The sequence below is a fragment of the Paenibacillus profundus genome, assembly GCF_021369635.1.
GTDB lineage: Bacteria > Bacillota > Bacilli > Paenibacillales > Paenibacillaceae > Paenibacillus_B > Paenibacillus_B profundus.
The window spans coordinates 100,761-127,585 of record NZ_JAJNBZ010000011.1 but is presented as its reverse complement, the minus strand read 5'-3'; the positions used below and the strand labels follow the sequence as shown (position 1 = coordinate 127,585).

Sequence of the window (26,825 nt, the reverse complement as noted above, 5' to 3'; positions counted from 1 at the left end):
TTTACATGACTTCTCCGCTTGACTCTGACGTATAGTAGAGGGTTTATAGTAGGGAGCAGGAGGGGAGTCATATGGAGAAAGATGAGACTTTCAGGGAAAATATACGCTCAGGAAGATGGATAGCAGGCGCCTTGCTGTCTTTTAAAGACCTCTGGAAACCCTTGAATTTCGATACATGAACCGTTGTTTTTTAGGTTGAGCCTAAAAAAAGTCTCAGGTCCATAAGTTCGTCTGCCAGCTGGTTATTTACAACCACTCGGTAAATCACATCAGAATTTTTGTGCCTAGCAATGCACTCTTTTAGTTTTTTCGTATTGTTAAACAATGCAACCAGTTCTTGTTCAGAATCCAAAACGAGTCCATTTTTAAAGTGCTTTGTCTGATCTGCAATATTTCCGCTGTCTTTGTATGTGATAACAAAACAGTTCGCCGCAAGACTTTCGTAATAGGTGTAATTATATGTGCCAAACCAGTTTGACCATAGAAGTACAACGTCAATCTCATGTTCTATCAGCCTTGACGTTGTATCCTGCGTAGAACCATTGTGAAAACTGGTGTCCACAAAAATCGTCTCAGGCAACGTTATATTAGCGTAAAAAAAATGATAAAATTCATAATCCGATTTATTGGAAATTCCATTCAACTTTACCCAAGCATCCCAGCCCTTATTGCTGAGGGGATGGCCAGGATATGCGACTCTTATTCTGCGATCTTCAAATGAATAGGAAGTAGATATATTTCTCGACGGTATGATATTTTGATGGGAAACAACGCGAACATTTTGCTCTAAATGCTGAAATATACGTAAAAATATCCGTTTCCCATTTTCCGAAGGTGCCACGATGACTACTTTATGTTTGATAAACAGCTCATTTATACTGTCATATTGCGCTTCGCGGCCCTCCCCATGACGACAGGTTGCACAACGAGGTGAACCGACGGGTGCTGGACCGCAAAATTCCTCATCATTATAAAACAAATAAATATTTCTACAAATGGAGTAATAATCATGCAAGATATGAAGGAGCTCTATATCCTTTTTTTCTTTTATTCTGCTGACGATCTCATCAATCATTGCTATATTCATACCGAATAAACTATTGAGAAAAATGCGTAAGAGATTGATTTTGTTTGCTGCAATAAGATTTCCAAAACAATGTCCCACTTGCCATGCCGCCAAAAAGCACGTTGTTTCACCATCAATCACAACTTCTACAAGCAAATTATTAGATCCGATGGTATGCACATCTTGATTACTGACAGTGAATAATGCAACATTAGAAATGTTGCAATCATTCATCATTTTTTGATGTTCTACTTCGTATTTTTGTGCACCGCCGGTAATCTTTCGGTAGTCGTCATGACAAAATGAAATCACGCAGTCCTTATAGGTCAAATGTTGAAAAATCTTTTCAACGGCCTCACTATACATCAATTCTCAAGCACCCTCTTTTTGAATTATCAATAAATTGCATCAACTTTAAGAACAACTCACATGCTTGAAATTGCCTCATCAGCTTCGCTCGATCTTCATTATTTAAAGAAGGGTAGGAGCTTTTAGCAAATGCATCTAGAATGCGCTCCAATTGATGGATCTGTTCAGCAGTAAAGCCTTGTCTTTCCAAGCCGACTTTGTTTATTTTTTTGATCAGCGCAGGATTGCCATCTACCAGAAAATAAGGCGGGATATCCCTGACCACCTTAGCCATTGCACCGATCATTACATATTTGCCCACGCTAGAAAACTGATGTGTGAACGCAGACATACCAACATGGGCATAATCATCGACCTTGGTGTACCCGGAAATCCGCACATGGGCAGACAATGTGGTTGAATTTCCTATTATCACGTCATGGCCTAGATATGCGCCGTGTCCAATATGATTGCTATTTCCAATGATTGTATTGCTGTCCGGATCTTTCGACCTCGCAATGACTGTATGATCATTGATCATATTATTTGAACCAATAATAAGTCCGGATGCGATTGATTTATCAAAACCTTTAAGATTTGGCAAGGCACCAATAGAACAAACACTTCCAATGCATGTACCGCTGCCTATGGAAGTGTTTGCATGAATCTTTGTATGGCTGCAAATGGTTACTCCATCACCAATACTCACTTGATCACCGATGATGGAAAATTCACCGATGCTGACTTTTTTTCCTATAATTGAATTCTGGCCAACGTACGCACTTTCATGAATCACTTTTTAGCCATCTCCATTCGTAGGAGCTTTTCAGCCTGTTCAATTATTTGACGTTGGTTACTTATACTTCGAAATGATTGATCGCGGTAACAATTCGCTCTATTTCATCTTGTATTACTCCTGGATGAACAGGAATTGAGACCACTTCATGTTTCATTCTGTTTGTAACTTCTAGTCTTTTATCATATTCTTTTTCTAAAAAATCAGTCGATCTATAACAGGCTTGCTCCGGAATCGAATAGGGATAATAAATGGAAGTACCTATCCCTTCCTTTTCCATATATGCAATAAATGAATCCCTTTTCCCATTCAAAATACGCAATGCGTATTGATTATATACATGCCTTACCCCACGAACCTCTTGCGGCTTGATTATGTTGCAATGCGCAATATTTTCATCATAATACGTTGCGTTTTTTCTTCTAACAGAATTGAAATGATCCAGCTTTTTTAGTTGACATAAACCAATCGCCGCTGCAATCTCAGACAGACGATAATTGTATCCAATGAATTCAAATTGATTCCTTCCTTTAATACCATGCTGAATGAGTTGCCTTGCGAAGCCGGCTGCCTTTTCATCCTTCATAACAACCATACCGCCTTCTGCGGTTGTCATATTCTTTGTCGGGTAAAAACTGAATGCGCCAGCATCCCCGAATGTTCCCAATTTACGTCCTTTCCATTCTGCCCCATGTGCCTGCGCACAATCTTCTATGAGCAGCAATCGGTGCCGATTTGCAATTTCCGTGATTTTATCCATATCACAACTTTGACCGAACAAATGAACAATTACGATAGCTTTTACGCCTACATGCTCTTGAAGAATCTGTTCGATACTATCGGCAGAGATGTTCAAGGTGGTTTCATCAATATCCGCAAAAAGTGGAATTCCTCCAACATGTACAATCACATTGGCTGTCGCAATAAATGAGTACGCGGTGGTAATGATTTTATCTCCTTCTTTGATTCCAAGTGCTCGGAGTGCTATTTCCAAAGCTGTTGTACCAGAAGAGACAGCAATGCAAAATCCATGGCGCAGATACTCTGAAAATGCTCGTTGAAACTGCAAGACATTCTCTCCGCTTGCCAATTGCCCACTTTTCAATACAGCACTTACTGCATTTATCTCCTCTTGACCAATCTGTGGTTGCGCAATTTTAATCATACTTTCGATCCTTTACTCCCAATATTTTTGCCATTGCAAAGGAATCAGCCACTTCACACCCTAACATGCGAATCATCGTTGCAGATCGATCTACAAATTCCACATTGTTTTTTACCGGAATACCTTTCAATAAATAACGATTGTCCTCCATCCCTGTCCGAATCACATCACAGCCATTTAAGATGGAAATGAAATTAACCGGTAACTGCATTCCTGCAATTCCGGCTGCAGACCAAGTGAAACCCTTTTTATCTGAGTCGAGAATCCATTGAATATTTTTATAGGTAGGCTTCATCCCGCCGATTGAACCAATGATAAATTGGATATAAGCATTGTCTTCAATATAACCGAGCTCAACCAAGCGCATGAATTCTTTAAACATTGGAGGATTAAATATCTCAAATTCCGGCTTAACTTCATACTGTTTCATTGCTTGAAGCATATCGATGACAAATTTTTTGTTGTTTTTAATACCACCGTCAGGTCGTTTGAGAGAAGTCACTTCTAGCGAGGCTAAATCCGGTTGTAATTCCATTAATCTGATCCGTTCCTTATCCGATACTCGAACAAGGTGATTTGAGGTGGAAATGCACACCAAGATGTCGCTTTTTTCACGAATTCCGGTCAACACTTCCTTGTATAATGAAGCTTCCAGCGATGGTCTTTCATCCTTGTCGCGAACATGGATATGAACGATCGCAGCCCCTGCACAGGAACATTCATAAGCGCAATTGATAATTTCATCAACGGTAACAGGAAGACCGGGCATTGTTTCTTTTCTGGTCATAGAACCGGTAATCGCTGCACATATGCCAATTTTCTTCATTGTGCTCCTTCTGGTGTTTGCATATAAAACACCATTCACAAAAAGTATTTAAAAAATCACCAGCTTAATATGATTTATATTTATCTTCACAGCGCCATGAATTAATGTCCGGACACCTTCATTTTAACGAATGGATTCGTGAAATAAAATAAGTTATAAGCCCAACTTTCCGTCAAAATCGTGCAAAGTCTTGATTTGACTGGTTTTTCGAACCGGAGATTCGAGTGTGGTGAATCTGGTTCTCACCCCCTCGGGATTCCACCAAACAAAAAACACGCCATTAGGCGTGTCCGTATTTGTAATTGGTGGAGCCAAGGGGGCTCGAGCCCCTGACCTCTTCGCTGCCAGCGAAGCGCTCTCCCAGCTGAGCAATGATTTCGTGTTCAAGTGAATTTTTGGCAGTAAGAAACTGCAAGTTGCCTGCGGCTATGAAGAACATCGGGATGTTTACGGCCGCTAGGGTTTTACTCGGATTCGGCCTGTTTGACATGAAGCATTTGTTGCAGCAGCAGCTTTATTTGTTTCTCAGGAAAGACCGCTAATAATACTTCTTCAAAAGTCTCTTGTGCCCTGTCGAGCTTGTCTTGGCCTATTGGTGTCAACGAAGTATAAATACTTCTGCGATCATCATCGCAGGCAAGTCTTTTTAAAGCTCCGCAGCCCTTTGCTTCAAATCGGCTAACAAGTCTGGATACGGCGCTCTGGCTTAAACCAACCATGGACTCCAACTGTTGCAATTTCAATTTTTTCTCTGGAGCCTCTGACAAAAACAAAAGCAAATAAAATTCTTTTAAAGACAACTGATACTTCTGTTGCAAATTCGCTTCCAATTCATTGGCTACGTTCATTTGTATATGAGTCAAAGTCAACCAATTAGTAATAAGGTCATTGTTAAGAGCATTCTCCATCTCACAATTCCTCTCCTGAGCGTAAGCTACTGATGAATGTAATGAATCTTAATTATCCTTTCAGCATTATAACATTAATGAGGCGCAGCTGTCCGAATTCAAGCTTTTGCCAACTCAACACCGATGTGGTGTAAAAAAAGAGACCAGCTCAAGCTAACCCTGCTGGTCTCCTAAAAGGAATCATCATATTTAGTCTTTATTTTTTCGTTCTAGGAAATCCAAATCTATACTGCTTAGGAATATCTGCCTCTTTATTAAGTTGAACGGCAGCCTCCAACGCCCAGTAAGGATTTCTCAACATCCCCCGTCCTACCGCAACAAGGTCAGCCTCTTCATTGCCTATTACCGCATCGGCAAGCGCCGGTTCATCCAACCTTCCAACCGCTATTACTGGAACATCCAGGCTCTGCTTGATTGCTCTGGCTAACGGCACTTGATAAGCTGCATGGGAACCCGGTTTTTCGCTAGTGGCTATGGGTCCAACCCCAATAGGTCCTTCACCGCCTGTACTAATATGGAAAATATCTGCTCCCGCTTCTTTATAGGCCTTGCTGAACTCCAGACTCTCGTTAATTCCGTATCCGCCCTCCACATATTCTTTAGCAGAAATACGTATGATTAGAGGCATCCCTGCCGGCATTTCGCTTTTGGCAGCGCGAATGACTTCTTGACCGAACAGAGTTAAATCTTGTCCATACTCATCCGTTCTGTGGTTGGTTAACGGTGAATGGAACTGATGAATGAGATAACCGTGCGCACCATGAAGCTCAATGACATCAACTCCCGCTTTGACAGCTCGTGCTACGCCTAGACGGAATTTCTCGATCATTGCTTTCACTTCTGCAGTCGTTAGTTCTCTTGGCGTTTTAGACTCAGCGTCAAACGGAATTGCCGATGGCGCTACAGGAACCGCCGCATCTTCGGCCTTGCGTCCTGCGTGAGCAATTTGAATGCCCACCTTAGCGCCATAAGCATGACAACCCTCAACGATTCTAGCTAACGCAGGAATTTGGTCATCGGACCAGATCCCAAGATCAAAATCAGAAATGCGGCCATCAGGCTCAACATCGGTCATTTCAATAATAATTAACCCGGCTCCACCGATAGCCCGGCTCACATAATGCATATAATGCCAATCAGTAGCGATCCCATCTTTGTCGCTGACTGAATATTGACACATCGGAGGCATAACTACACGGTTTTTCAGTTTCAATTCCATCATTTCATAGGGGGTAAATAAATCCTTCATGACTTATCTCCTCTTTATATGCTATCTGGATTTGGCATGCTCATATAGGGTGTACAAAATGTTCAAACGAAATTATATATGCATGCTCATGCATTTAATATAATGAATACAGCTGCTTCTGTCAACATTTTTTAAACTCCAACTGATATCAGCTTGGAGAAATGTGATCAGTCTATCCCAGCCCCAGGACTAAAATAATCGCCTTGCCCCTTTGAAAAAGGACAAGGCGATTTATTTTTTTTCGAGAAATATACTCCCTAGCTTTGAGGAACACTCCCGATTACGGGCTGTTTTTCCTTGTCAGGGGAGTGTGACTCAGTTGAAGGCTCTTCCGCATCACTTGGCTTGCGTGCCGGAGCACATGCGCTCAAGAGCGCCAACGTACAACTTACCACCATCAATTTCATGTAAAGCGCGCGTGTCACCCATCTCATTCCTTTTCCCTTTGTAATTGTCTGGATATGAACATGACTATATGTATATATACGGTAAAAAAGGAAAAATACCTCTTAGTTCTGTAGTAATTTCATGAAATTGCCTTATTGGCGTACAAACGCCCAGAAAGTACTATTCCGCCCTGTTTCGACGCATATGATACAATGTCCGTAATAACACTTACCAATGGACGGGCGGTTATGATGAACGAAGCGTCGAATCAGCTAACTCAAGTGATCGCATTTATTAGTCAGAACTATGTCAAGAAAAGCGAAGAGCTCCAACTTCTACAGCAAACTGACAGATCGTTCGACGTCGATGTGATGAAGCATTCGGCAAGGGCGTATAGACGGATGGGCATGTTCACTGGATTCATTCCGAAGGACTCGCCAGAATCCGTGTCCGTGGTACACGAGCACATTCAGCCTCTACTGACGATATTTCATAGCACCCATGTGAAGAAAACAGAGCGGGAGTTGCTCACATCTGCTTCGAGCATAGCCGAGGAACGGCTGAATGACTGGCTGCAGGAGGGGTGGATCTACCGTAAGACGGAATATGCTGCCGACGGTAAGACGACGAGACGGACGTTCTATGTGATGGGACTTACCCTCTGCCATATTCAACAACAACTAGAGCAGCTAGCGCAAGAGACGATGCTTGACCAGATTGAAGTCTGGAACGGCCAATGTGAACTTCTCTTAGGCAAGCTGGCAGGAATGCAGGGGGTAACCCGGAAGCAGCAGGAGCGGCATGATGAAGTTCTAGCAAGTCTGCATGCGTACATCCAAAGATTGCATAATGCGCTTGCCGATGCACGGAAGCAGCATGCCATGACCCCGGTTGCGGAGATATTCAGCGTCCGTTGGAGAGACGGCAAGCTTAGCAGGTACGTGGAATTCGTGCTTGCGCTCGCCATGGTGCGAACGGAGCAGGCTGCCTTTGATTGGAAGCAGATCGGAGCGGCTTACTACGGCCACATAGGGGGCTCGAAAGCATTCGATGGGGACAAGGATGACTTTCTGAACAAGCTGGAGGTCAATCTGGAGCTGCCGCTTCATTTTATCGGCTTAGTCAGTCTCGGTGCCGTGACGCCGATCCTGTTCGCGGGTGACATGCGGAGTAACCTGGGCGTTCAGTATCCGCAAGGATATATGCATGCGACAACTGATCTGACGGTGTTTGACATGACATTTTCCACAACCTGCCGGAATGTATGGCTCGTGGAAAATCGCGCTATATTGACCCGAATGTGCGCGGAACCGGATTTTCTATCTGATACGGGCAGCCTGGTCATCGGACTGGATGGTCAGCTGCGCAGCGGACATCGCAAGCTTATTAAGGACGTCCTGGCCAGTTCGATCTCCATTGCTCAAGTGCTCGTCTGGTGCGACACGGATCGCGCGGGCGGGATTATATCGGAACATGTGCGAGAGCTTCTTCCGCATCATTCTCGTATCGCTGTCAAGTGGATTTTGTCCCATCCGTTGACACAGCGGGTGGAAGCTTTTACAGCATGGGAAGCTTATGAGCGGGAATTGCAGGAAGTGCTGGATAAAGAGAAGCCAATGGAACAAGAAGAACTGCTTGGAGGGGTGGAGCTGTGGAAGACATGGATCAGCGGCTAATCTCGATATTTGATATCGATAATGATACGCCCCTGCTGAAAGAATCGCTCCGTGACATTATTAAGCTGTCCGGCGTGTTGAATGAACTGCGCGAATATTTTGAAGAACCGTTGAAAGTGCTGCATATGCTGCAATTACTCAATTTGATTCATGAAGAAGCGCTTGGTCTTGAACAGCCGCTTGAAGATGCCAATGCCCTTTATTACCGCTACCGGAACCGTTATGGGGAAGAACCGCCGCTGTCGGTCGATCGTCTGTTGAATATATTGGAAAAATACAACTGGATTGTGCGCACGAAGCGGCGCATCTTGATGATGGACGTCGGCAAGCGGCTGATGGACACATTGATTCGCCTTGCGAACGATTCTTTGGCGTATTACATGCGGGATGAAATTGCGAGATCGTTATTTCAGGCATCACGGGATGCCGATTTGAGTGAAGCGTACGATGACAAAGGCATTTCGGGCGGCAACCGTCTGGCCAGCATGATTCGGAATGTGGAGGAAGCGGTTGACAAGCTGAAGGAGCGGCAGCTGGAATTTTTGGCAGATCGGCATGCTCTTCCTCAAGTTCAGATTATTGTCGAGCTGATGAAGCAATTGGACAAGCGCGTCAATGAACGGATGGATAAGCTTAAAACGTTCGAAGAGGGCTTGAAATGGAATCGGTTGTTCAAAAAGGGAACCGACGTCATGCTCGAAGGGACGCAAATCAGCCTGTCTACTCTGCAAAAAATTTTAAAATTCGCTCATATCCAGCAGACGGAAGTCGGCGTGCAAATTGATCCGAAAGCCTTCAAGCAATATGTGATCGATTCCTTCCATAAGAAGCCGGAGTCAACCTTGCCGAATGGTACGGAAATTTTAAGCTTTATGGAACAAAATCGGGATGAAGGCGAGCGGTTGGACGGATTGTGGGTGCCAGTCAAGTTCGCTTCTCCGATACCGGAGTCGCAAGTGATGTCCACGATCCGATATTTGGAAAATTACACGCCGTCCACAGAACCGATCGAGGAGTACGATGAAGAGACGTTTCAGGATGCGCAGGAGTGGACAGAGATTGAGTTGAATACACATCTTGACGATATCGAGTGGCAAATGACGAAGGCGATGATTCGCACGGAAGACGTGGAGCGAGTATTGGCGGAGAAGCGGCAGGTCGGGATTGAGCCTCTTGTGCTGGAAGCGGGATCGGAGCAATGGGCGGATGCGATCAATGCCTTGCTGGCCGTATCGGCGGTCGTATCGAACCGGCACGCCGTGATGTCGCGTGACACCGCTGAAGAAGATGGACGTGACGCAGAACAAATGACGCAGAAGAAGGAGTGGGAATGGGCCGATGAATCAGACCGACAATATGTTATCCGAACAACTCGAACCGAATGACAGCTATGTGGACAACCACCGGCCATTGGCTGCAATGGCCCAACTGACGGCGGTGCTGAGTCCGGACGAAGAACATGCGTTCATGCAGATTATGTTCTCTTCTTCGGCGACTGTGCGGAACGACAACTTTGGGCTGCCGCGCCGCGAAGTGATGCGCCTGCTGCAGTTGAAGCCGGAAGAAATCGACGCCTTTCATCAGTTTATCGACCGCGTCAACCAATCGGTGGCGCGATATTTTCAACTGGTGTACGACGAGCGCCGGGATCAGACGATCTTGCTGATGCGCGTGCCAGCGCGGCAGGCGAAGGATATGTTGTCTGCGGAGAGCTTGGCGTTGTTAATGTTTATTTTCTATCATCAAGACGTATTGCAGAATGAATTCACGCTGTTCACCCAACTGCTCGAAGCGTTCGGTCATGAGACATTGGACATTCGGCGGAAAATGCAAGCGAATCTTAGCGCGCTCATGCGTATCGGCGCGATTACGAAGTTCGAGAGCGTGTCCGAAGAAGAGGCTTACGAGCTAACGGCCATTGGAAGCCGGATGTTCGGCAATTCATACTTGAAGCGCTTTGCGGAATTCAGCCAATCGCAGCAGCTGCATATGGACGAAGTGCTTAAATTTTTCAAACGATACAATCTGGGAGGAGCCGACACGTTATGATTCCTTGGGAGCTCAGCATTTCCGGAGTACGAGATTACCCGGCGACACGCTTGGATTTATCCGGAATGATGGAACATATTCTCATTACAGGTCCCAACGGCTCCGGCAAATCAACGTTGACGTTCTGCATGGGAGCAGTGCTCGGATCGGCAAAAGTAGAATTGGAAGGGTTGCGTTCAAAAAACATCCAACAGGACCAAGTGTGGCACGCCAAGATCCAACTCGTATTTGCCAATGTTGGTCCTAAGCCGATTGATGCAGCGCAATATATCCAGTTCTCCTTGCATCTGGAGCAGAAGCCTGGCGATCCGCTTAAAAAAGAATATTGGATTCGCGAAGGGGAACGGCCTGGGGAGTGGGAGCGGGAAACCCGCTTTACGTCGGGTGACAGTGCGAACAGCTTGCGCGAGTATCGCTATCAGCTGCAGCACAAGTATGTGGTGGATCCCGATTCATTCTATCTCATCTGGTACCAGCAGGATGTGAATCAGTTCGCGACGATGAGACCGGAGGAGCGATTCCGCATCTTCAGCGAGATGACGCAGATCGACCGCATGCAGCGCAACTGGGAAGCTGCCAAGGAGCAGCTGCAGGAGGGGGCCAAGTCGCTGCAAGAGGCTGAGCAGAACCAGTTCCATCATAAGTTCGAGCTAGACAAATGGCAGAAGGAACGCGATCGGCTGCTGGACCGTAATCAGAGAAGGTTGGAGAGCCTGCAGGTATTCGTGCAAGCCTCCACGGTGCTCATGAGCCGTTATCAACAAGAACAGCGTCTGTTCGAGGGCCAGATGGAACAACTGGAGATCGATATCGAGGAGCTTCGCGATCGCAAGGCGCTGCTGCTCATGGACATGGAACGGCTGGCAGAAGAGCAGGCGGTTCGACAGACGGAGAGGCAGGAATGGGATCTTAAGCTGCAGACGATCGAGCTGCGGCTCATACAAGTTAAGGCAGCCGTTGAAGAGCGTGAGCAAGAGCGGACGGAGCTCAATGACCGCTTGAAGGCGCTGGCCGACCAAGTCAAGCTGATACCGCATGCGGCAGATGAGGTGAAGTTGTTGTTGACAGATACCCGAAACCGCTTGGATCGGGTTCAGTCTGCCATTCGGCAGTTGACGGAAGAGCGGGATTCGCTGCAGCAGCGATTGGATAAGCTGCAAGAGGAGATCGGCGGCTTGTCCGCCCGTATCGAACAGGATCGGGAAGGGGAGAAGAAATCGCGCAATGTCCTGCAGGAGTTCGGCGACAGCCATTTCGTCCAACTGCAAATTGAAAGCTTGGACGCCCGCTATCTCGTCCTTCAAGACGAAACGCGGCAGATGTATCAGCATATGGAGCAGCTTAGGCAGGAAGCAGCTTCGCTACAAGCGGAACAGGCGCTGTCGAAGCGCCAAGAGCAGTCCGTACGCGTGTTCAGGCAGAAGGGAATACAGGTGTACACGCTGCAGCAGCTGTTGGAAATGGACGAGCATGCTCCGTTGGACCAGGAATTCATGCTGGAAGCGGTCAAATACAGTGTATTTGTCGAGAGCAAATCATTCGCACCTCCTAACGACCTGATTCATGTCGAGCTGCCTTCCGTAGTACCGGAACGCTCGTTGGAAGGCCTCGAAGGGTTCGGCATTCGAGTAAAGAATGGATTGAGTGATGAGATGTATACAGCCGCGATGAAGGCGCTGTGGTGGCTGCATGAGTTAGCGCAAGGGGGGAGCGATACGAAGCTGCAGGATGGGGTGCTCGTTGAACGGTATGCGCGTCGCGGCCCTCAGGAAATGCAACAATGGCTGCTCAATACGAAAGGAGTGCGGATCCGCGTACAGAGGCTGCAAGAGAATATTGTGAAGCAACAGCTTGCGTATGAAAATAAAGAGAGTGAGTGGGAGCGGGTCAAGGAGCAGCTAGCGTTATTTCGTTCCGTGCTGCTGCAGGTGCAGCAGGCGGAGACGCTCCTGGCCGATTCTGCCGAACGGGAATTGAGAGCCAAGCAGCTAGCGCAATATACAGCCGAACGCGATGCATGCAAAGAGCGTCGCAGTGCAGCGGATGCGGAGATTGCGGAGTTGAACGCAAGGCATGCTGCGTTGGATCATCAAGCTAAGCAGCTGCAACAATATGCGGAAATCTATGATCAATACGAGCATGAGCGGGAGCAGATCGAGCGGCTTCAGCAGTTAGGACGGGAACTGACAGAGCTCCAGCGGGAGGAAGCAGAGTTAACCCGCGAAGGAAGAGACATCGGGAACCGGTTGGAGCGTCTGGACACCTCGATCGAAAGCTCAAAACGCAGGTCGCGGGAGAAGCGAAGCCTGCTTCAAGATACGGAAGGATCGATGGAACAGGCAGAGCGACAGCATCGCAACCGCTCCGAAGAGCGAGATGTCAGCCAACAGAAATGGGCAGAAATGCAGGTAGAGCTGCAGCAATGGCACGAACGGCTTCCATTTTTGTGGGATGAGGTGACGTTGGAGCTGGAAATGGAACAAGCTGTGGAAGGCGATAGCGAACATAAGACCGGAACGGCCTGGCGGTCTGAACGTGAACAGGCGGTGATCCAATTACAGGTTGCTTGCAGTGAGCAGGTGAACGAGTATGCGATGGAAAACTATGAACGGACGCGGGAAGCGTACGAACGTGGCGCCCAGGATGTGCAAAATTCAAAGACACTCATGAACCAGTTGGAAGAGCAGCTTCAAGAACTGGAAGACAAGCTGTTCAATTCCATTCAATACGAGGTGCATCGTGTCAATGCCAAATTCATTGCCTACATGGACATGTTCGGCTTCGATGGCGAGGTCGATTGGCATCATCAAGAATCGAAGCACGGGGACATCAAATACTTCTTGAATGTCCGAGCGCGCAAGCAAGGACATCGCGGTCCAATGGAAGAAGTAAGCTTGAAAGGACGCGGCAACAAGGTGGGCAAAGGTGTCTCTGGGGGCGAAGAATCGCTAAGCTCCCTGCTGTTTGCCCTCGCGCTATTGAAGACGATAGAGACGAACCCCGGCTACATTGTCCTCGACGAATTCGACAGCGCTCTCGATGAGAGCCGCAAGGCCAGAGTGTTCGAACTGTACGAGCAAGAGCTTGTCCGCAAGATGATTATTCTCTCGCCGAAGTCGCAGAATGCTGATTACTTGCAGCATTTCGACAAGGCGTTCGTCGTATACCACGATGCCTCCGTCCCGCAGAGCCAGGTAGTAAAGATTAAAAAAGCGCGGCAGGCTAGTGGAGAATAGGCAGCACAAGAAATAAGACCGCATACCTTTGCCGCAGCGGGTTCCTTTTTGGGACGAAAATGGCAGTGCAATTGAACAAAAGGACAGCATAATCGCTGTCCTTTCGTTGCTCAAACCTATATGTTGGGCAGGTTTATTAGAGAACATATTCATTTCACTTTCATAAAGTCTATAAATGTCTGAAAAGCATTCGTCATGAAAAAATCCCGCCGATAAACAAATAAAATGTTTATTTCCCGATACGCTTCAGGTAAGCGGCGAGAGCAAATGCCCCCTCTGCTTTCCAGGCTGGCAATCGACGATTTGGGCAGTAAGGATACTCCCAATCCGGCAGAGACTCCCCCTAAAATCGCCTCTAACGCGCCGAATTCCATAATATTATTTTTATTGATGCCTTCTTCCAGAAGTAAGCGTTCCGCTCTTGCCCGATGAGAGCAGCCTGTGCTAAAAAACAGCAAAGGTCTGGTTAACAATTCTTTCAGGCTGGATTCACACGGTTCGGACACCAACACCAATTCCTCCTCGAACGCAGCAAACTGTTCAATATCAGGATGGGCAAGCGGCCCGTATACGAAAGCGCCGTCCAGTTCATAATGGAGAACCTTCTGCAACAAAGCGTGCGTGTCTCCTGTAATGAGCGACAGATTGACCTCGGGAAATTTTTTATGGTACCCCGCCATAAGCTGGGGAAGGTGAATGGCTGCCGTCGTTTCTAGCGCGCCTAACCGAAGCGGCCCTTTGGGATACTCTGCAAAGCGTGTGGATTTTTCAGCCTCGTCTAACAAATATAATATTTTATCCGCATAATCCAATAAGTTTTTACCTGAGGCGGTTAGCTTCATGCCCCGATTGGTGCGATAAAAAAGCTGTGTTTCTAATTGAGATTCAAGCTGCTGAATTCGGTTGGTCACATTGGACTGCACATAGTTCAAGGCTTGAGCGGCTTTCGTAATGCTGCCTTCACGAGCAACGGCTTGAAATACTCTCAAATCTCCGCTTTCCACATCGATGTCCCCTTCTTGGTATTGTTATTATTGATACCTGCATTCGGTTTTGTTCATTTTACTTGATGATCATCGATGTGTAAAATCGAATTCAAACAACAAATTAAAAAGGTTGCGAAATGAAGCACTTGGAGGGAACATGATGAAAGCTATCGTACATGTTGGCAAGAGTGGCATAGAGGGATTGAAATATGAGGACGTATCTTCTAAAAACCCTGGTTTTGGCGAAGTGAAGGTGAGATTGAAAACAGCAGGGTTGAACCATCGCGACCTGTTTATTATGAAGGCAAGAACGGAAAACGATCCGCCCTTGATTCTAGGTTCTGACGGTGCAGGTATTATCGAGGCGGTTGGAGAAGGAGTGTCGCACCTGACTGTAAACAGTGAGGTTATCATCCACCCAAGTCTAAATTGGGAGTCGATTGATGATGTGCCGCAGAATCTGCAAATTTTGGGCAGTCCTGCGGATGGCACGTTTGCCGAATATGTCATTATTCCTGCTAAAAATGCAGTGAAAAAACCAGCTTACCTATCATGGGAAGAAGCGGGAGTGCTGCCTTTAGCCGCGTTGACTGCTTATCGGGCCTTGTTCACGAAAGGCCGATTACAAAAAGGCGAACATATCGTAATACCCGGCATTGGAAGCGGCGTGGCCACTTATGCGATGATGATGGCCAAAGCAGCAGGGGCCACAGTAACGGTGACATCACGCAGCGAACAGAAGAGAGAAGCGGCGCGAACATATGGGGCCGATCGTGCCTTCGATAGTCATGGTGATTGGAACGAAGGTCTGCACGGTGAAAAAGCCGACCTTATTCTTGACAGTATCGGGCCCGCCACCTTTCCCAACTATTTCGATGCGTTGAAGCCAAATGGCCGGATCGTAAGTTTTGGAGCAAGCTCAGGCGATCAAATTGAACTCCCTTTGCGCGCGCTCTTTTTTCCCCAAATCAGTATCATCGGCACATCGATGGGCAGCCTTGAAGAATTTCACCAAATGCTCGATTTTATGGAACAGCATTCACTTAAGCCAATTATTGATCGGATGTATCCTTTGCAAGACACGGTGCAAGCCTTCCATCGCATGAAGCAGGGGGAGCAATTTGGAAATATAGGTCTGCTTATCGGTTGAAAATCGATACGTTTGGTAAGGAAATTTTAATAACATTTTAATATTTGGAAATTTTTTTGCCGGATGGTAAAGTATTAACAATGAGTTTTGATAGATATGGAGAGGAGTATACAGCTATGAAAATAACTATATTATAACGCGGCTTTATTCCGTGGCGGGCCCGACCGCCTCCATATGACAGGCAATTAGACCATGATTGAATCAAAATAACGCCTATATGCATATGGAGGATGAAAAAAATGAGTAAGCCTGAAATGAATGTTGCTTTGGTATGCGGTCCAGATTGTGATATGGATACGCAAGCGATACGCGCTGCGTTGGAGTATTTTGGCGCGCGAGTGTTTATGTATTGGGTCGGGAGACCGAGTGATTTTATGTCGGTGTTGTCTGGCGAAGACATCTATCCCGGCACGGATCTGATCATCCTCAATTTCCATGGCGACGAGGGGCAGTTCGTCATGCCGGAGCTGGGGGAATCGGTCTATGAAGAGGGGGAACCGCGGGGTGACTTTGGCCCTGCTGAGATTCGGCGCTTTGCGAAGCTGGATGGCAGGACTGTATTGGCTAACGGATGCGATCTGGGAAATGGTGAGCTGGCTCAGGCCTTTTTAGAATGCGGCTGCAAGACCTATATCGGACCGGACGATTATCCAGATGGCAACGCGGCGCTCATGTTCGCCCTGCGCTTTGGCTACGAGCTCATCCAGAACAAAAAGACCATTCAGGAAGCTTATCATACAGCCCGAGCCACGGACGAAGAAACAACCATGTACCAAATTTATGAGCAATAAAACATATTAATCAACAATAATTTTATAGCTGGCCTAACTATGAGCGTGCGTGTCTCTGAACTATAGGGATGCCGTGAAATAGATAGCCGCCGAGAGAAACGGCATGTCGTACTAAGTATGGCATGGCCGTTTCTTTTTGTAGGGAAGTATAGTGTATCTGAATGCTATTTCGTTGAAGCCTTATGTCCACTCTTCCTATGACTCAGACTGAGCAAAGGCAAGAGTCGTCGAATAGCTCTTTTGCTCACTCTCCCCATGGTTCAGATTACGCAATGAAAACTCAGCAACTGAAGGCAATGCTTAAGGTTTCTTGTATACGAATAGGAAGATTTGTTCTGCCTCCAGAAGTGAATAGCGATTGAGCTTTACCGAGTAATTCGATAGGGCTCGTGTTTTTCTGAATCAAGGGAATAGTGGGCAAAAGGACTTTGTGAAACCCTAGAGTCACACCTGTTTCCTTCGATCACGAGTCATAGCTGGTGGCTGTCTTCGAATATTCTTGCTCATTCGCTTCGAGAAACACCCGCTGTGCCGGCATGGCGAGACGAACGTCTTCCTGCTCCAAAATGCCCATAATCGCAAAATTAATTTCCTCACGCACACGCAAATGCTCCGCCCACACCGTCGACTGCGTAAAAAAGTAACACATAATGCCGAGCTGGTCCGCATGAAACTCGGTGAACCGAATCATAATCGTTCCTGGAGCAATCTCGGGATGGGTAGTAATATGCTCTCGAATCTGTTCTACCGCACGAAGCAGGCTTGCCCGCCCTGTATCCACCGCGACGCCGAGTGTGAATGTGATGCGTCGTTTGCCCATTCGGCTAAAGTTCGTAATCGCCTGATCAGCCAACGTAGCGTTAGGAACGGTGACGAGCGTATCTGCGAACGTGCGGATTCTTGAGCTGCGGAACGAGATGTCCTCGACCACTCCTTCTACGGTAGACGTCTGAATCCAGTCGCCCTGCGCGAACGGCTTTTCCGTAATGATGATAACCCCGGCAATGAAATTGCTGAACGTATCCTTGGCCGCCATAGCGACCGCGAGACTGCCTAGTCCGAGCCCCGCCACCAGACCGTTGATGCTGTACCCCCATTCGGAGGAAATCATCGTAATGGCTACGGCCACGATAACGATGCGAAGGATACGCGACAGGAAGGGAATCAGCATGCTTGATTGCTCGACTCCCAAGCGCGTGGTGAATCCGGTAAACAGGTTGGAGGAGCGCCCGGAAAAATTGTATAAGCCCCACCCGACGATTGCAATAAAGGAACTCCGGCTTATTTGATTGAACAGCGCCCAATAAGGCCACTGATCGGGAAAGTAGAAATGAAAGGCCGCGTTCACACCTCCCAAAATAAGCAGCATTCGGACAGGCTGTTCGAAGGAATGTATGAAGCTGGCGACATGGGTGCTTTGCGTCTTGTCTGCCATGCGAACGATGAAGCGGAATAGATAGCCGACGACCCACTTGCGGAATAGCAGAAACAGAAGCAGGATGCCGATGGCAATGAGCAGCCTCGTCCCGTCAACTAGCTCGAAGATCGAGCGAAATAGTTGATCCATCTCGTTATCACCCTCCTTTTCCTTGTACATAGTTCCCCATTATAGCATATAACCAATAGATTCCTGAGGGGGGCGAAATGGATCTGCCTTGATGATGCTATCTTATGAAAAATCATGAAAACGATATCGATTTCTTGAAAGTTGAATGACATATTTTCATCATTTAGTCATATGTTGATTAAGAATGTTCGATATTCGATTCATAGAGAATAGGAGTGGTGGTATGCACGCAATCGATACGTTGGCCCGCTTGGTAAGCGAAGTGAAGGAGGACCCATCTTGGGAGCTGAGGCTTACTCCGGAGACGAACCTTATCGAGGAGGTCGGCATGGATTCACTCCAGCTCATTCATTTCATGCTGAAGGTGGAGGAGCAATTTAAAGTGCAGATGGATTTCGAACGGTTCGATTATGAGCATCTGCAGACGGTGCGGGCGTTCCTCGGCTTCTTGCAAGCATTGGGCGTCGAGGTTGAGCAGCATGCGTAACCCGATGCCGGAGGCATCATTGCAAGCGCCTAAGCCGATCTATGACGGGCCGCGCATTGCGCTCGGGACGTTCGACGCAGAGGCGTACTGGCGCCCGGCTGAGCTGGCGACGCTGCCTGCCATCCGGGCCGCGCAAGGGCGCTCTGTCACCGGATTCATGGACGAGCTGTTGTTTCCGCTAAGCGGCGAGGACGGCGTGCTGGTGACGCGGCAGGCAATGAATGAGGCTCATACGGCCTATTTGCGGGAGATTGGGTTCCACTTCCGCTCGCTATCCATAGGCGAGACCGCTTCACGCGGAACCGATAGCGGGGATGACGTCTTTCAGGCGATTGCCGGCCATCCGGCACAGGCGGAATGGCGCAGCTTGATGCGGGAGCTGCCGTGCGCGCCTTATGCGGTCATCCCGTCCGCGGCCGAATTGGCACGACGCTATAACTTGACGGGGATGATTCCGGCAGCGGACATCGTCGCGAGAGTTAACTCCAAGGCCTATTCCCTTCGGCTCGCGGCCGAATTGGAATTGAAGCCGCAGGGACGCCTTGCAGAGGATGCCGCCGAGGTGGAGCGCATCGGTGCGGAGCTGCTGCGGCAATGTGGCAGGCTAGTGATGAAGGACCCGTACGGCGTGTCCGGGAGAGGCAATCTGGTCGTTGATTCCCCGGCGCTTCTCGGGCGGCTAACCGACTATCTCCGCGTGCAGCAGAAGACTGGCAAGCGAGTCATGCTGCTGCTAGAGCCCTGGCTTGCGAAGCAGACCGATTTCTCGTGCCAGTTGCATATTGCTTCGGACAGGCGCATTACGCTGCTCGGCGTGCAGCGCATGGTGAACCGTCAGCTTAATTACGCGGGTTCGTGTACGGCTGACGCCGACCTGATGGATCGGCTGGCGGGAGCCGGATACTTCGAGGCAATGGAGCGGCTGGCTGTCAGCCTCTATCAGGAAGGCTACTTCGGCCCTGTATGCGTCGACTCGATGCTCCTGGAGAATGGCGACGTGTATCCCGTAGTGGAAATCAATGCCCGGCATTCGATGGGGCTGCTTAATCATAGTCTTGACGTCCATCTTGAGCGGTACGGCCAGCGGAGCTTCTTGGCATGCCTCCAGCTGGGACTGCCGGAATGGGCGTTGCAACGAGCAGAACAGGCCGAAGGAGCGGAACGAGCCGAACACAGCAACGACACATCAGAAGCTAAAACGGCTGCAGCAGCCGAACCGGCAGGCTTTGCAGGTATAACCACAGCGGAGCCGTTCGAGCGACTGCTGGCGCACATGGAGCAGGCTGGTCTTTTGTTCAAGCCGGAATGCCGTGCGGGAATTATTCCGCTGTCCGCCAATACGCTGTTCCCGCCTGCGGGCGGCAATACGTCTGGGCGCTGGTACGTCTCGCTTGTGGCAGATAGCCGCCATGACAGCGAAGCTTTAAGCAAGCAGCTCAATCGCATGCTGTCAGAGCTGGGGTTCAGGCAGTATTGAGTATTCAACAAGAACTCATCTTGAATGAGAAAAAGAAGGTGTCATTCATGCAATCCGCTTCACCCGTTACGATTCTGACGTCGGGCAATTCGCTCGGCGCTTATGTGCCCGGCATTCGGCTGCAGGAGCGGCTCCGGCGGCGCGGCATTCCGGCGGAAGCCGAAGTTCTGGAGCGCCTGTTCCCAGAAGAGGTGCGGCGGAAGCTTGTCCGCACGAAGCAGGCATTCCACAACAGCTTCGGCGCTGCCTTGATGGGAACCCGCCTCGCGCGCGACATCGGGCCAGTGCTCGACACGGAGGCGGTCGAAGCGCTGCTCGAGCGGTGGCAGGAGCAAGGCCGGCGCACGTTTCTGGCCATGACGGGCTTCTGGCTGCCCGTTCTGGAGCAATATGGCCGACGCGTGCACCCGGATCCCGTGCGCGTGGAATTCCTCCGGCTCGATGCGATCGATACGCCGTCGTATCGCGTATATCGCGATACGTATCAGCGCTTCCGCCATCATTGGCTGTTCCGGCTGGAGGGGGAGGACCCGGTCCTCCACTATCGGCTGGCCATGTCGGATGAGCCGCTCGTGCCATATGCCGAACGGGAGGAGCGGATCGTCGTTCATGGCGGCGGCTGGGGCATCGGCACCTATCGCAGCGCAATCACCGCTCTGCAGGATCGGTTTGCGCTCGACCTGGTTGCCTATCAGCCGGAGGAAGCGGGCGGGGCACGCCCCTGCGACCGCATTTACATGACCGATCCGGATTGGCATCCGTGGTCGGATGAACCGGAGCAGCGCGATCAGGCCGCCTACCCGCCGACGGCGGAATGGAAGCCGAATGAGCCGCCCGTCTATGAACGGGGCACGGATGGCCCGCGCTTGTACGGCGCCATCCGCCGCAGCCTCGCCATCGTGAGCAAGCCGGGCGGCGGCACGCTCGTCGATTCGCTGTCGGCGGCGACGCCGCTCGTGTACCTCGAGCCGTTCGGCGAGCATGAGCGCGCCAACGCTTTGCTATGGGAGCGGCTCGGCTTCGGTATCGCCTATGATCGTTGGGCTCGGTCGGGCTTCGCTATCGGCATATTGGACCAACTGCACAATAACCTGAAAAGACGTGCGCTTTCATTATCTGATTACGGAGGGATGTTTCCATGACGCAACCGAAGACAAGCGCCACGCTGACACCGGCAGAGTTCCGTTCCTTGAAGCAGACGCTGCACAACATGAGCGCAGCGAGCCGGGGCTTGAAGCAAGAGCCGTCCTTTGCTTTCGATTTGCCGCGCGATATCGGAATTAAGCTCAACAACGGCTGCAATTTACGCTGTAAGCACTGCTTCGAATGGAATCCGGACGGGTACCATCATGAATTCGAGCGCCAAGAGGCGCGGAGGGAGATTGATTTTTTCCTGATCGAGCAAATCTTCGCGGAGACGAGGCCGTATCGCTCCCGCATGTTTTTGTGGGGCGGAGAACCGCTCATGTACTCCAAGCTCGACGAGCTGTGCGAGCTGCTTGCGTCCGATCCGCGCATCTCCACCATATGCTCGAATGCGGTGCTCGTCGAACAGAAGCTGGAGTCGCTCCTGAAGCTGCCTGAGGGCGTGACCCTGCTCGCTAGCCTGGAAGGCTTCGAAGCGGAGAACGATGCCATTCGCGGCCGCGGCATCTTCCGCAAGGTCATGTCTGCCATCGAACTCCTGCTGGAACGGAAGCGTGCGGGCGAATTCAAAGGGGACGTGTCGATCAGCCTGACCATTAACGACGCGATGGTGACCCGGCTGTACGATTTTATGGAATATTTCGAATCGGTCGGGGTCAATTCCGTCTACTTCGTTTTTCCATGGTATATCCCGAATGAAGTTGCCGAGCGGATGGACACATATTTTGCCGAGCGCTTCGGCTGGCTCGAAGCGGCGCAGGATCCCGGCAAGAAGAGCTGGCACTCGTTCACATACCACCTGTCGCCGGAGAACATCGAGCCGCTGGTCGCCGAGATGGAGAAGCTGCGTTCGCGCGTCTGGAAGAACCGCATCCGCTTCCAGCCTGCACTGGAGCCGGACGAGGTGCGTGATTTCGTGCTCGGCACGGATCGCCCCGGCATGAGGCGGACGGAATGTCTGGCGCTGTCGACGCGCATGGATGTGCTGCCGAACGGCAAGGTGAACCCGTGCAAGTTTTTCCCCGAGTTCACGATCGCCGACCTGCGCGAAGCCAGCTTGAAGGACGTGTTTCACGGCGAGAGCTACAACAAGCAGCGCGAAACGCTGGCCTGCGGCTTGACGCCGGTCTGCTCCAAGTGCGTGCTGCTGTACAATAACGGAGCCTAGCCGCTGCATCGGGAAGGGGGAAGCTGCGATGAGCGCCATAACGGTACGTGATTTGAGCAAGACGTTCGCCTATTATCGCAAGCAGAGCGGCCTCAGACATTCGCTGCGGAACTTGTTCCACCGCGAGCAGCTGTACCGCCATGCCGTCGCCAATATTTCGTTCGACATCGGTCAGGGCGAAGCGGTCGGATTCATCGGACCGAATGGAGCGGGCAAGACGACGACGCTCAAGATGCTGTCAGGCATCCTGCACCCGTCCGCAGGGGAGGCGCGGGTGCTCGGCTATGTGCCATGGGAGCGCCGCCGCGAGTTCAAGCGCCGCTTCGCGATCGTGATGGGCCAGAAGAGCCAGCTCTGGTGGGATCTGCCGGCGAACGAATCGATTTACTTGAACAAATGCATTTATGGAATCGACGAGCGCGAGTACCGGATGACGCTGGACGAACTGGCTGAAATGCTTGATGTGAAGCATCTGCTCGGCGTGCAGGTGCGCCGCTTGTCGCTCGGCGAGCGCATGAAGATGGAGATCATCGCTGCGCTCATTCATCGGCCGAAGCTGCTGTTTCTGGATGAACCAACGCTGGGGCTGGACTTCGCCGCTCAGCAGAACGTGCGCCAATTCCTCAAAGCGTACAAGGAGGAGAAGCAAGCGACCATCCTGTTAACGAGCCACTACATGCGCGATATAGAGCACGTCTGCGGACGGGCGCTCGTGATCCATGGCGGGCAGATTGCTTATGATGGGAAGCTCTCCCGGATGAGCGAGTCGTTCGGGCGCCGCAAGCGGATGAAGGTGCGGTTCGCCGCATTCATTCCGCCGGAAGAACTGCATGAGCTCGTGCGGCTGCTGGCGGTTGTCCGCACCCACGACGGCTTGACGGCCGAGCTGGAGGTGTCGGCGGATGAGGTGAAGCCGTTGGCCCGGTTGCTGATTGATCACGACCTCGTCGAGGATTGGACGGTCGAGGAGGTCCCCGTTGAGGAAGTGATCGAGCGGCTGTATAAAGCGAAGTTTGGGAATGAAGGAGAAGGGGACGATGGAGAAGCACCCGGAACGCGGCAGCGGCATGCGCAAGAGGGATAGCGGTGAGCCGGGCAGCATGCAGCCTGAAGCTGGCGCCGTGTACAGCAAGCGATCGCGCAGCGGCAAATACGCCGCCGCGTTCAAAATTGGACTGCAGGCATCGCTTGAATACAGGCTTCAGTTCGTCATCGGACTCGTCAGCCTCGTGTTCCCTGTCGGCATACAGTCTTTGATCTGGACTGCGGTGTACCGCTCGTCTGCCCAAGACGTATTGTACGGATACGATTACGGCCAAATGATACTGTATACCATTCTGTCGGGCATCGTGGCGAAGTTCGTCATGACCCAGCTGGAGCACACGATCGCGGAAGATATTAAGAGCGGCGGACTGAACACTTACCTCGTGCGCCCAGTCAGCTATTTTGGCTATCGGCTCAGCGCCTATGCGGGGAGCCGGGTCGTGTCCGACAGCGTGCTGATCGTCTTGGTGACAACGGTGCTGCTGATCGCGATCCGTTATGGGCACACGCCGTTGTCACCGGTTCGAATCGGACTGTTCACCGCGGCCCTCGTGCTTGCGGCAGCGGTGCAGTTCCTGCTGTCGTATGCGATATGCGCGCTGGCGTTTCGGCTGGCGGAGATTTCGTACTTCTTCGTCATTACTGGACTCGTCGTGCAAATCTTAAGCGGAGGGATGGTGCCGCTCGAAGTGTTTGGCGAGACGCTGAATGGATGGTTTAATCTGCTGCCGTTTAAATATACGATTTATTTCCCGGTCAACGTGCTCAATGGCCGGCTGGCTGAGGGCGAAGCACTGACTGGCATCTTCATCCAATGCGGTTGGATCGTGCTGCTGGCCGGAGCCGCGCATGCGGCGTGGCGGCTTGGCTTGAAACGGTACGTCGGGTTGGGAGGGTGATGTTCGATGAGCACCGGATTGCTTGCAAAATGTCGCGCAGCATTAGACAGAGGAACCGATTATGTGCGGCTATATGGCGTGTTCGTCAAGAACTGTCTTTCTGCCGGCATGGAATACCGCTTTAACTTCTGGATGGGCATTGCGGTCGAAATCGCCTTTCTATGCGCCAAGGCGCTGTACATTCTTATCGTGTATCAGACCGATTTGCATATCGGCAAGCTGACTCCAGACCACATCCTGCTGTTCATCGGCACCTACACGATGATGACCGGCCTGTACATGGGACTGTTTTATGTTAATTTTATCCGCCTGCAGCAATACATCAGGGACGGCACGCTCGATCTGCTCATGACGAAGCCAGTCTCGCTGCAATTTCTCGTCTCGCTTCGCTACGTCGACATTGGTTTGCCCGTGCCCAATGTCGTAGCCGGGGCGATGATGATCGCCGTCGGCTGGCATCGATCTGGACTGCCGCTTAACGGAAATATCGCAGGCTTTGCTGCTTTGCTGCTGGCGGCCCTGGCCGTCACATACGGGATTATGCTGCTGCCGGCCTTGCTGGCCTTCCGCTTCGTGCAGACCGGCGCGGTGACAGAAATCGCGCATTCCATCTGGGATGCGAACAATATGCCGCTCGATATCTTCCCGCAATGGCTGCAGCGCATCGGCGTGTACATCATCCCTGTGTTTCTCATCAGCAACTATGCGCCGAAGTTCGTCTTGAACGAGCTCGCCATGGGGGATATCATCTGGGCGGTCGCAGCGCCCGTCTTGCTGTTCGTGCTTGTGAGATGGTGCTGGAAGCGAGCCGTCCGCAGCTACAGCAGCGCCGGCAGCTAGATGGTGCCGAATTGGATACGGAGGAAGGAGATCGTCATGGTGGATACAACAAAAGAGAGACTGCGCTATGAGCACAGCTTTTTCAATTGCCGGAACATTCAATTGTCCCTTGCTTTGCAGGACTGGGGGATTCCTGTCGAGCTGCTGTATTACAATGCGTGGGAGAGCACGAGTGACATTTACGAGCATTTATATGTGAAAAAGTCGAAGCCGTGGTTCTACGCTTCCCCGTGTCTTGAACCGGCGGATCTGGAGCTCATTGAAGTTCCATTCGAGCGCGTGCCATATACGTGCTATGACGATATTGCACCGCTCTTGAAGGAGGCGGATTCCGCCACACGCGCTATCTTTCTCTGGGTTATTTGCGGTGAAGTGCCCTATGCGAGGCCAGAAAAGTTCGGCAGTCCAGAAGCGGAGCACTCCATTTGGATACGCGGGTGGGCTGCGGAGGAACGACCGGGTGTGTCTTTGGGTTATTACGTGCGTGATATGTATCCCGAATACGAAGGGACGGTATCTGAGGAAGATATCCGGCGAATGTGCGAAGACCCGCGCATCAGGGAGGAGGACAGGAAGGCGTTCATCCTTAGGAATCGGGAGCAGCCGGAAACCGTAGACGTGGAACGGATAATGGAGCGTTATACCGACCGAATGAGAGTCTTAGAGGATGATCTGTCCTTCTATGACACGGTATGCACATTCGCGGCGAGCGGCGATGCCGGGCCATTCGCTGACCTGACGGAGCTGTACGATTGTCATGCTCATGCCTTCAAGTTCATCGCGGGCTCGCGCTATGTATTCTCCTGCTTCGTGGAAGCGGTGGAGGGCATAGGCGAACGGGCGCATCTGCTGCGGGACATCGCACGCAAGGCGGACGCGCTGAAAAATGTCTTCCTGATGGCCGTCCATAGCGGGCGAGCAGATGCCAAGGCCATCATTCGGATGTGCAGCGGGCTCCAGAAGCTGGAGTATCAATGGAAGAACAGCGGGCACAATCGACTAAACTGCCATCTCCCGAATCTTTTGACATCTGGTTCCATAATCAACTGATCTCGTGAAATTTCTGACTGGAGGGGAGAATAAAGCCAGCATTGTTTTGACGGGACACTGCAATTCGAACCGCAGAAAATGGAGACTATCGAATCTAACGGTTCGGAGAAGGTATGTCTATTCCATCTCTTGCCTCACTCTCCCCTTCATTCAGTATGGCAACTGTCCTTGCCTTTTAAGAGGGAAAACATATTGACTGACTTCTGTGCAATGGTCCTTATGTCCATTCTCCCCTGCAGTCAGGAAGGGGAACGAGGATAAGGCAAATGCCGTTTCGTGAACTATGGCATGAAGCGGCCGCTTCTGATGGCAGTTAGCCAGAATCGTCAAATGTGCATGCTGCCTCCTGATGGCAGTTAACCAGAATCGTCAATGTGCATGCCGCCTTCTGATGGCAGTTAACCAGAATCGTCAGTCATTGGGCATGCCGCCTCCTGATGAAAGGGGAGAGTGAAGCAAAGAGCGGAAGGAGCGACTCCCATTCAGTCTGATCGAGCCACTGCACGCCTGCGAA

General features: G+C 50.5%; 22 protein-coding genes and 1 tRNA gene. 14 read left to right on the top strand and 9 right to left on the bottom strand.

The window, feature by feature from the left end; genetic code table 11:
• Positions 1 to 190: 190 nt before the first annotated feature.
• The 7 genes from LQV63_RS15100 to LQV63_RS15070 all read right to left on the bottom strand — a co-directional run bounded on the left by LQV63_RS15100 (position 191) and on the right by LQV63_RS15070 (position 6,358).
• On the bottom strand, positions 191 to 1,435 hold the full coding sequence (locus LQV63_RS15100; protein ID WP_233697338.1) for a glycosyltransferase family protein: 1,245 nt from the start codon (positions 1,433 to 1,435) through the stop codon (positions 191 to 193).
• A complete protein-coding gene (locus LQV63_RS31800) occupies positions 1,425 to 2,210 on the bottom strand; it encodes a hypothetical protein (RefSeq protein ID WP_233697337.1) in 786 nt (261 codons plus the stop codon). The genes LQV63_RS15100 and LQV63_RS31800 overlap by 11 nt, the downstream gene beginning before the upstream one ends.
• Before the next feature lie 61 nt (positions 2,211 to 2,271).
• Positions 2,272 to 3,375 (bottom strand): DegT/DnrJ/EryC1/StrS family aminotransferase, encoded by a 1,104-nt coding sequence (locus tag LQV63_RS15090; RefSeq protein WP_233697336.1) that lies wholly within the window; start codon positions 3,373 to 3,375, stop codon positions 2,272 to 2,274.
• On the bottom strand, positions 3,368 to 4,201 hold the full coding sequence (locus LQV63_RS15085) for a BKACE family enzyme (RefSeq protein WP_233697335.1): 834 nt from the start codon (positions 4,199 to 4,201) through the stop codon (positions 3,368 to 3,370). The genes LQV63_RS15090 and LQV63_RS15085 overlap by 8 nt, the downstream gene beginning before the upstream one ends.
• A gap of 303 nt (positions 4,202 to 4,504) precedes the next feature.
• Positions 4,505 to 4,580, bottom strand: a tRNA-Ala gene (locus LQV63_RS15080).
• Between the two features lie 85 nt (positions 4,581 to 4,665).
• Positions 4,666 to 5,109: a MarR family winged helix-turn-helix transcriptional regulator gene (locus tag LQV63_RS15075; protein WP_019422247.1), complete on the bottom strand. Its 444-nt coding sequence runs from the start codon at positions 5,107 to 5,109 to the stop codon at positions 4,666 to 4,668.
• 196 nt (positions 5,110 to 5,305) lie between these two features.
• Positions 5,306 to 6,358 carry an NADH:flavin oxidoreductase/NADH oxidase gene (locus LQV63_RS15070; protein WP_233697334.1) on the bottom strand — a complete coding sequence of 351 codons (1,053 nt, stop codon included), beginning with the start codon at positions 6,356 to 6,358 and terminating at the stop codon, positions 5,306 to 5,308.
• 635 nt (positions 6,359 to 6,993) lie between these two features.
• Here LQV63_RS15070 and LQV63_RS15065 point away from each other — a divergent pair.
• The 4 genes from LQV63_RS15065 to LQV63_RS15050 are packed head-to-tail and all read left to right on the top strand — an operon-like array spanning position 6,994 to position 13,706.
• Positions 6,994 to 8,421: a Toprim sub domain-containing protein gene (locus LQV63_RS15065; RefSeq protein WP_233697333.1), complete on the top strand. Its 1,428-nt coding sequence runs from the start codon at positions 6,994 to 6,996 to the stop codon at positions 8,419 to 8,421.
• On the top strand, positions 8,406 to 9,806 hold the full coding sequence (locus tag LQV63_RS15060) for a hypothetical protein (protein ID WP_233697371.1): 1,401 nt from the start codon (positions 8,406 to 8,408) through the stop codon (positions 9,804 to 9,806). The genes LQV63_RS15065 and LQV63_RS15060 overlap by 16 nt, the downstream gene beginning before the upstream one ends.
• Positions 9,760 to 10,470, top strand: a complete 711-nt coding sequence (locus LQV63_RS15055) for a hypothetical protein (protein ID WP_233697332.1) — start codon at positions 9,760 to 9,762, stop codon at positions 10,468 to 10,470. Before LQV63_RS15060 ends, LQV63_RS15055 begins: the two co-directional genes overlap by 47 nt.
• Positions 10,467 to 13,706: an AAA family ATPase gene (locus LQV63_RS15050; protein ID WP_233697331.1), complete on the top strand. Its 3,240-nt coding sequence runs from the start codon at positions 10,467 to 10,469 to the stop codon at positions 13,704 to 13,706. The genes LQV63_RS15055 and LQV63_RS15050 overlap by 4 nt, the downstream gene beginning before the upstream one ends.
• A 149-nt stretch (positions 13,707 to 13,855) precedes the next feature.
• Here LQV63_RS15050 and LQV63_RS15045 read toward each other — a convergent pair whose 3' ends face one another.
• Entirely contained in the window at positions 13,856 to 14,710 is an 855-nt protein-coding gene (locus LQV63_RS15045; RefSeq protein WP_233697330.1) for a LysR family transcriptional regulator, read from the bottom strand.
• A 142-nt stretch (positions 14,711 to 14,852) separates the two neighbouring features.
• On the opposite strand from LQV63_RS15045, the gene LQV63_RS15040 reads away from it, so the two are divergent.
• Both LQV63_RS15040 and LQV63_RS15035 read left to right on the top strand, forming a co-directional pair.
• Positions 14,853 to 15,842, top strand: coding sequence for a zinc-binding dehydrogenase (locus LQV63_RS15040; protein WP_233697370.1), 990 nt, complete (start codon positions 14,853 to 14,855; stop codon positions 15,840 to 15,842).
• 239 nt (positions 15,843 to 16,081) lie between these two features.
• Positions 16,082 to 16,633, top strand: coding sequence for a delta-aminolevulinic acid dehydratase (locus LQV63_RS15035; RefSeq protein WP_233697329.1), 552 nt, complete (start codon positions 16,082 to 16,084; stop codon positions 16,631 to 16,633).
• A 463-nt stretch (positions 16,634 to 17,096) separates the two neighbouring features.
• On the opposite strand, the gene LQV63_RS15030 is transcribed toward LQV63_RS15035, so the two are convergent.
• A complete protein-coding gene (locus LQV63_RS15030) occupies positions 17,097 to 18,200 on the bottom strand; it encodes a mechanosensitive ion channel family protein (protein WP_233697328.1) in 1,104 nt (367 codons plus the stop codon).
• A gap of 223 nt (positions 18,201 to 18,423) precedes the next feature.
• Between LQV63_RS15030 and LQV63_RS15025 the strand changes: the two genes are divergently transcribed.
• From LQV63_RS15025 to LQV63_RS14990, 8 genes are read left to right on the top strand one after another with little or no spacing between them, the layout of a single operon-like run.
• A complete protein-coding gene (locus tag LQV63_RS15025; RefSeq protein ID WP_233697327.1) occupies positions 18,424 to 18,687 on the top strand; it encodes an acyl carrier protein in 264 nt (87 codons plus the stop codon).
• Positions 18,680 to 20,164 carry a hypothetical protein gene (locus LQV63_RS15020; RefSeq protein ID WP_233697326.1) on the top strand — a complete coding sequence of 495 codons (1,485 nt, stop codon included), beginning with the start codon at positions 18,680 to 18,682 and terminating at the stop codon, positions 20,162 to 20,164. Before LQV63_RS15025 ends, LQV63_RS15020 begins: the two co-directional genes overlap by 8 nt.
• On the top strand, positions 20,161 to 21,306 hold the full coding sequence (locus tag LQV63_RS15015; protein ID WP_233697325.1) for a hypothetical protein: 1,146 nt from the start codon (positions 20,161 to 20,163) through the stop codon (positions 21,304 to 21,306). The genes LQV63_RS15020 and LQV63_RS15015 overlap by 4 nt, the downstream gene beginning before the upstream one ends.
• Complete coding sequence (locus LQV63_RS15010; RefSeq protein ID WP_233697324.1) at positions 21,303 to 22,478, top strand: radical SAM protein; 1,176 nt, start codon at positions 21,303 to 21,305, stop codon at positions 22,476 to 22,478. The genes LQV63_RS15015 and LQV63_RS15010 overlap by 4 nt, the downstream gene beginning before the upstream one ends.
• 28 nt (positions 22,479 to 22,506) lie before the next feature.
• Positions 22,507 to 23,562, top strand: a complete 1,056-nt coding sequence (locus tag LQV63_RS15005) for an ABC transporter ATP-binding protein (RefSeq protein ID WP_019422261.1) — start codon at positions 22,507 to 22,509, stop codon at positions 23,560 to 23,562.
• Positions 23,516 to 24,421 (top strand): ABC transporter permease, encoded by a 906-nt coding sequence (locus tag LQV63_RS15000; RefSeq protein WP_233697323.1) that lies wholly within the window; start codon positions 23,516 to 23,518, stop codon positions 24,419 to 24,421. Before LQV63_RS15005 ends, LQV63_RS15000 begins: the two co-directional genes overlap by 47 nt.
• 6 nt (positions 24,422 to 24,427) lie before the next feature.
• The gene (locus tag LQV63_RS14995) at positions 24,428 to 25,261 is read left to right on the top strand and encodes an ABC transporter permease (protein WP_233697322.1); all 834 of its coding nucleotides are present in this window, start codon (positions 24,428 to 24,430) and stop codon (positions 25,259 to 25,261) included.
• A gap of 36 nt (positions 25,262 to 25,297) precedes the next feature.
• Entirely contained in the window at positions 25,298 to 26,311 is a 1,014-nt protein-coding gene (locus tag LQV63_RS14990) for a hypothetical protein (protein WP_233697321.1), read from the top strand.
• The last annotated feature ends 514 nt before the right edge of the window (positions 26,312 to 26,825 follow it).

Excerpts from the sequence above, each read along its gene's own strand:
- LQV63_RS15090 (WP_233697336.1), bottom strand. The coding sequence starts at position 3,375 with ATGATTAAAATTGCGCAACCACAGATTGGTCAAGAGGAGATAAATGCA.
- LQV63_RS15085 (WP_233697335.1), bottom strand. The coding sequence starts at position 4,201 with ATGAAGAAAATTGGCATATGTGCAGCGATTACCGGTTCTATGACCAGA.
- LQV63_RS15075 (WP_019422247.1), bottom strand. The coding sequence starts at position 5,109 with ATGGAGAATGCTCTTAACAATGACCTTATTACTAATTGGTTGACTTTG.
- LQV63_RS15070 (WP_233697334.1), bottom strand. The coding sequence starts at position 6,358 with ATGAAGGATTTATTTACCCCCTATGAAATGATGGAATTGAAACTGAAA.
- LQV63_RS15065 (WP_233697333.1), top strand. The coding sequence starts at position 6,994 with ATGATGAACGAAGCGTCGAATCAGCTAACTCAAGTGATCGCATTTATT.
- LQV63_RS15060 (WP_233697371.1), top strand. The coding sequence starts at position 8,406 with ATGGATCAGCGGCTAATCTCGATATTTGATATCGATAATGATACGCCC.
- LQV63_RS15055 (WP_233697332.1), top strand. The coding sequence starts at position 9,760 with ATGAATCAGACCGACAATATGTTATCCGAACAACTCGAACCGAATGAC.
- LQV63_RS15050 (WP_233697331.1), top strand. The coding sequence starts at position 10,467 with ATGATTCCTTGGGAGCTCAGCATTTCCGGAGTACGAGATTACCCGGCG.
- LQV63_RS15040 (WP_233697370.1), top strand. The coding sequence starts at position 14,853 with ATGAAAGCTATCGTACATGTTGGCAAGAGTGGCATAGAGGGATTGAAA.
- LQV63_RS15035 (WP_233697329.1), top strand. The coding sequence starts at position 16,082 with ATGAGTAAGCCTGAAATGAATGTTGCTTTGGTATGCGGTCCAGATTGT.
- LQV63_RS15030 (WP_233697328.1), bottom strand. The coding sequence starts at position 18,200 with ATGGATCAACTATTTCGCTCGATCTTCGAGCTAGTTGACGGGACGAGG.
- LQV63_RS15025 (WP_233697327.1), top strand. The coding sequence starts at position 18,424 with ATGCACGCAATCGATACGTTGGCCCGCTTGGTAAGCGAAGTGAAGGAG.
- LQV63_RS15020 (WP_233697326.1), top strand. The coding sequence starts at position 18,680 with ATGCGTAACCCGATGCCGGAGGCATCATTGCAAGCGCCTAAGCCGATC.
- LQV63_RS15010 (WP_233697324.1), top strand. The coding sequence starts at position 21,303 with ATGACGCAACCGAAGACAAGCGCCACGCTGACACCGGCAGAGTTCCGT.
- LQV63_RS15005 (WP_019422261.1), top strand. The coding sequence starts at position 22,507 with ATGAGCGCCATAACGGTACGTGATTTGAGCAAGACGTTCGCCTATTAT.
- LQV63_RS15000 (WP_233697323.1), top strand. The coding sequence starts at position 23,516 with ATGGAGAAGCACCCGGAACGCGGCAGCGGCATGCGCAAGAGGGATAGC.
- LQV63_RS14995 (WP_233697322.1), top strand. The coding sequence starts at position 24,428 with ATGAGCACCGGATTGCTTGCAAAATGTCGCGCAGCATTAGACAGAGGA.
- LQV63_RS14990 (WP_233697321.1), top strand. The coding sequence starts at position 25,298 with ATGGTGGATACAACAAAAGAGAGACTGCGCTATGAGCACAGCTTTTTC.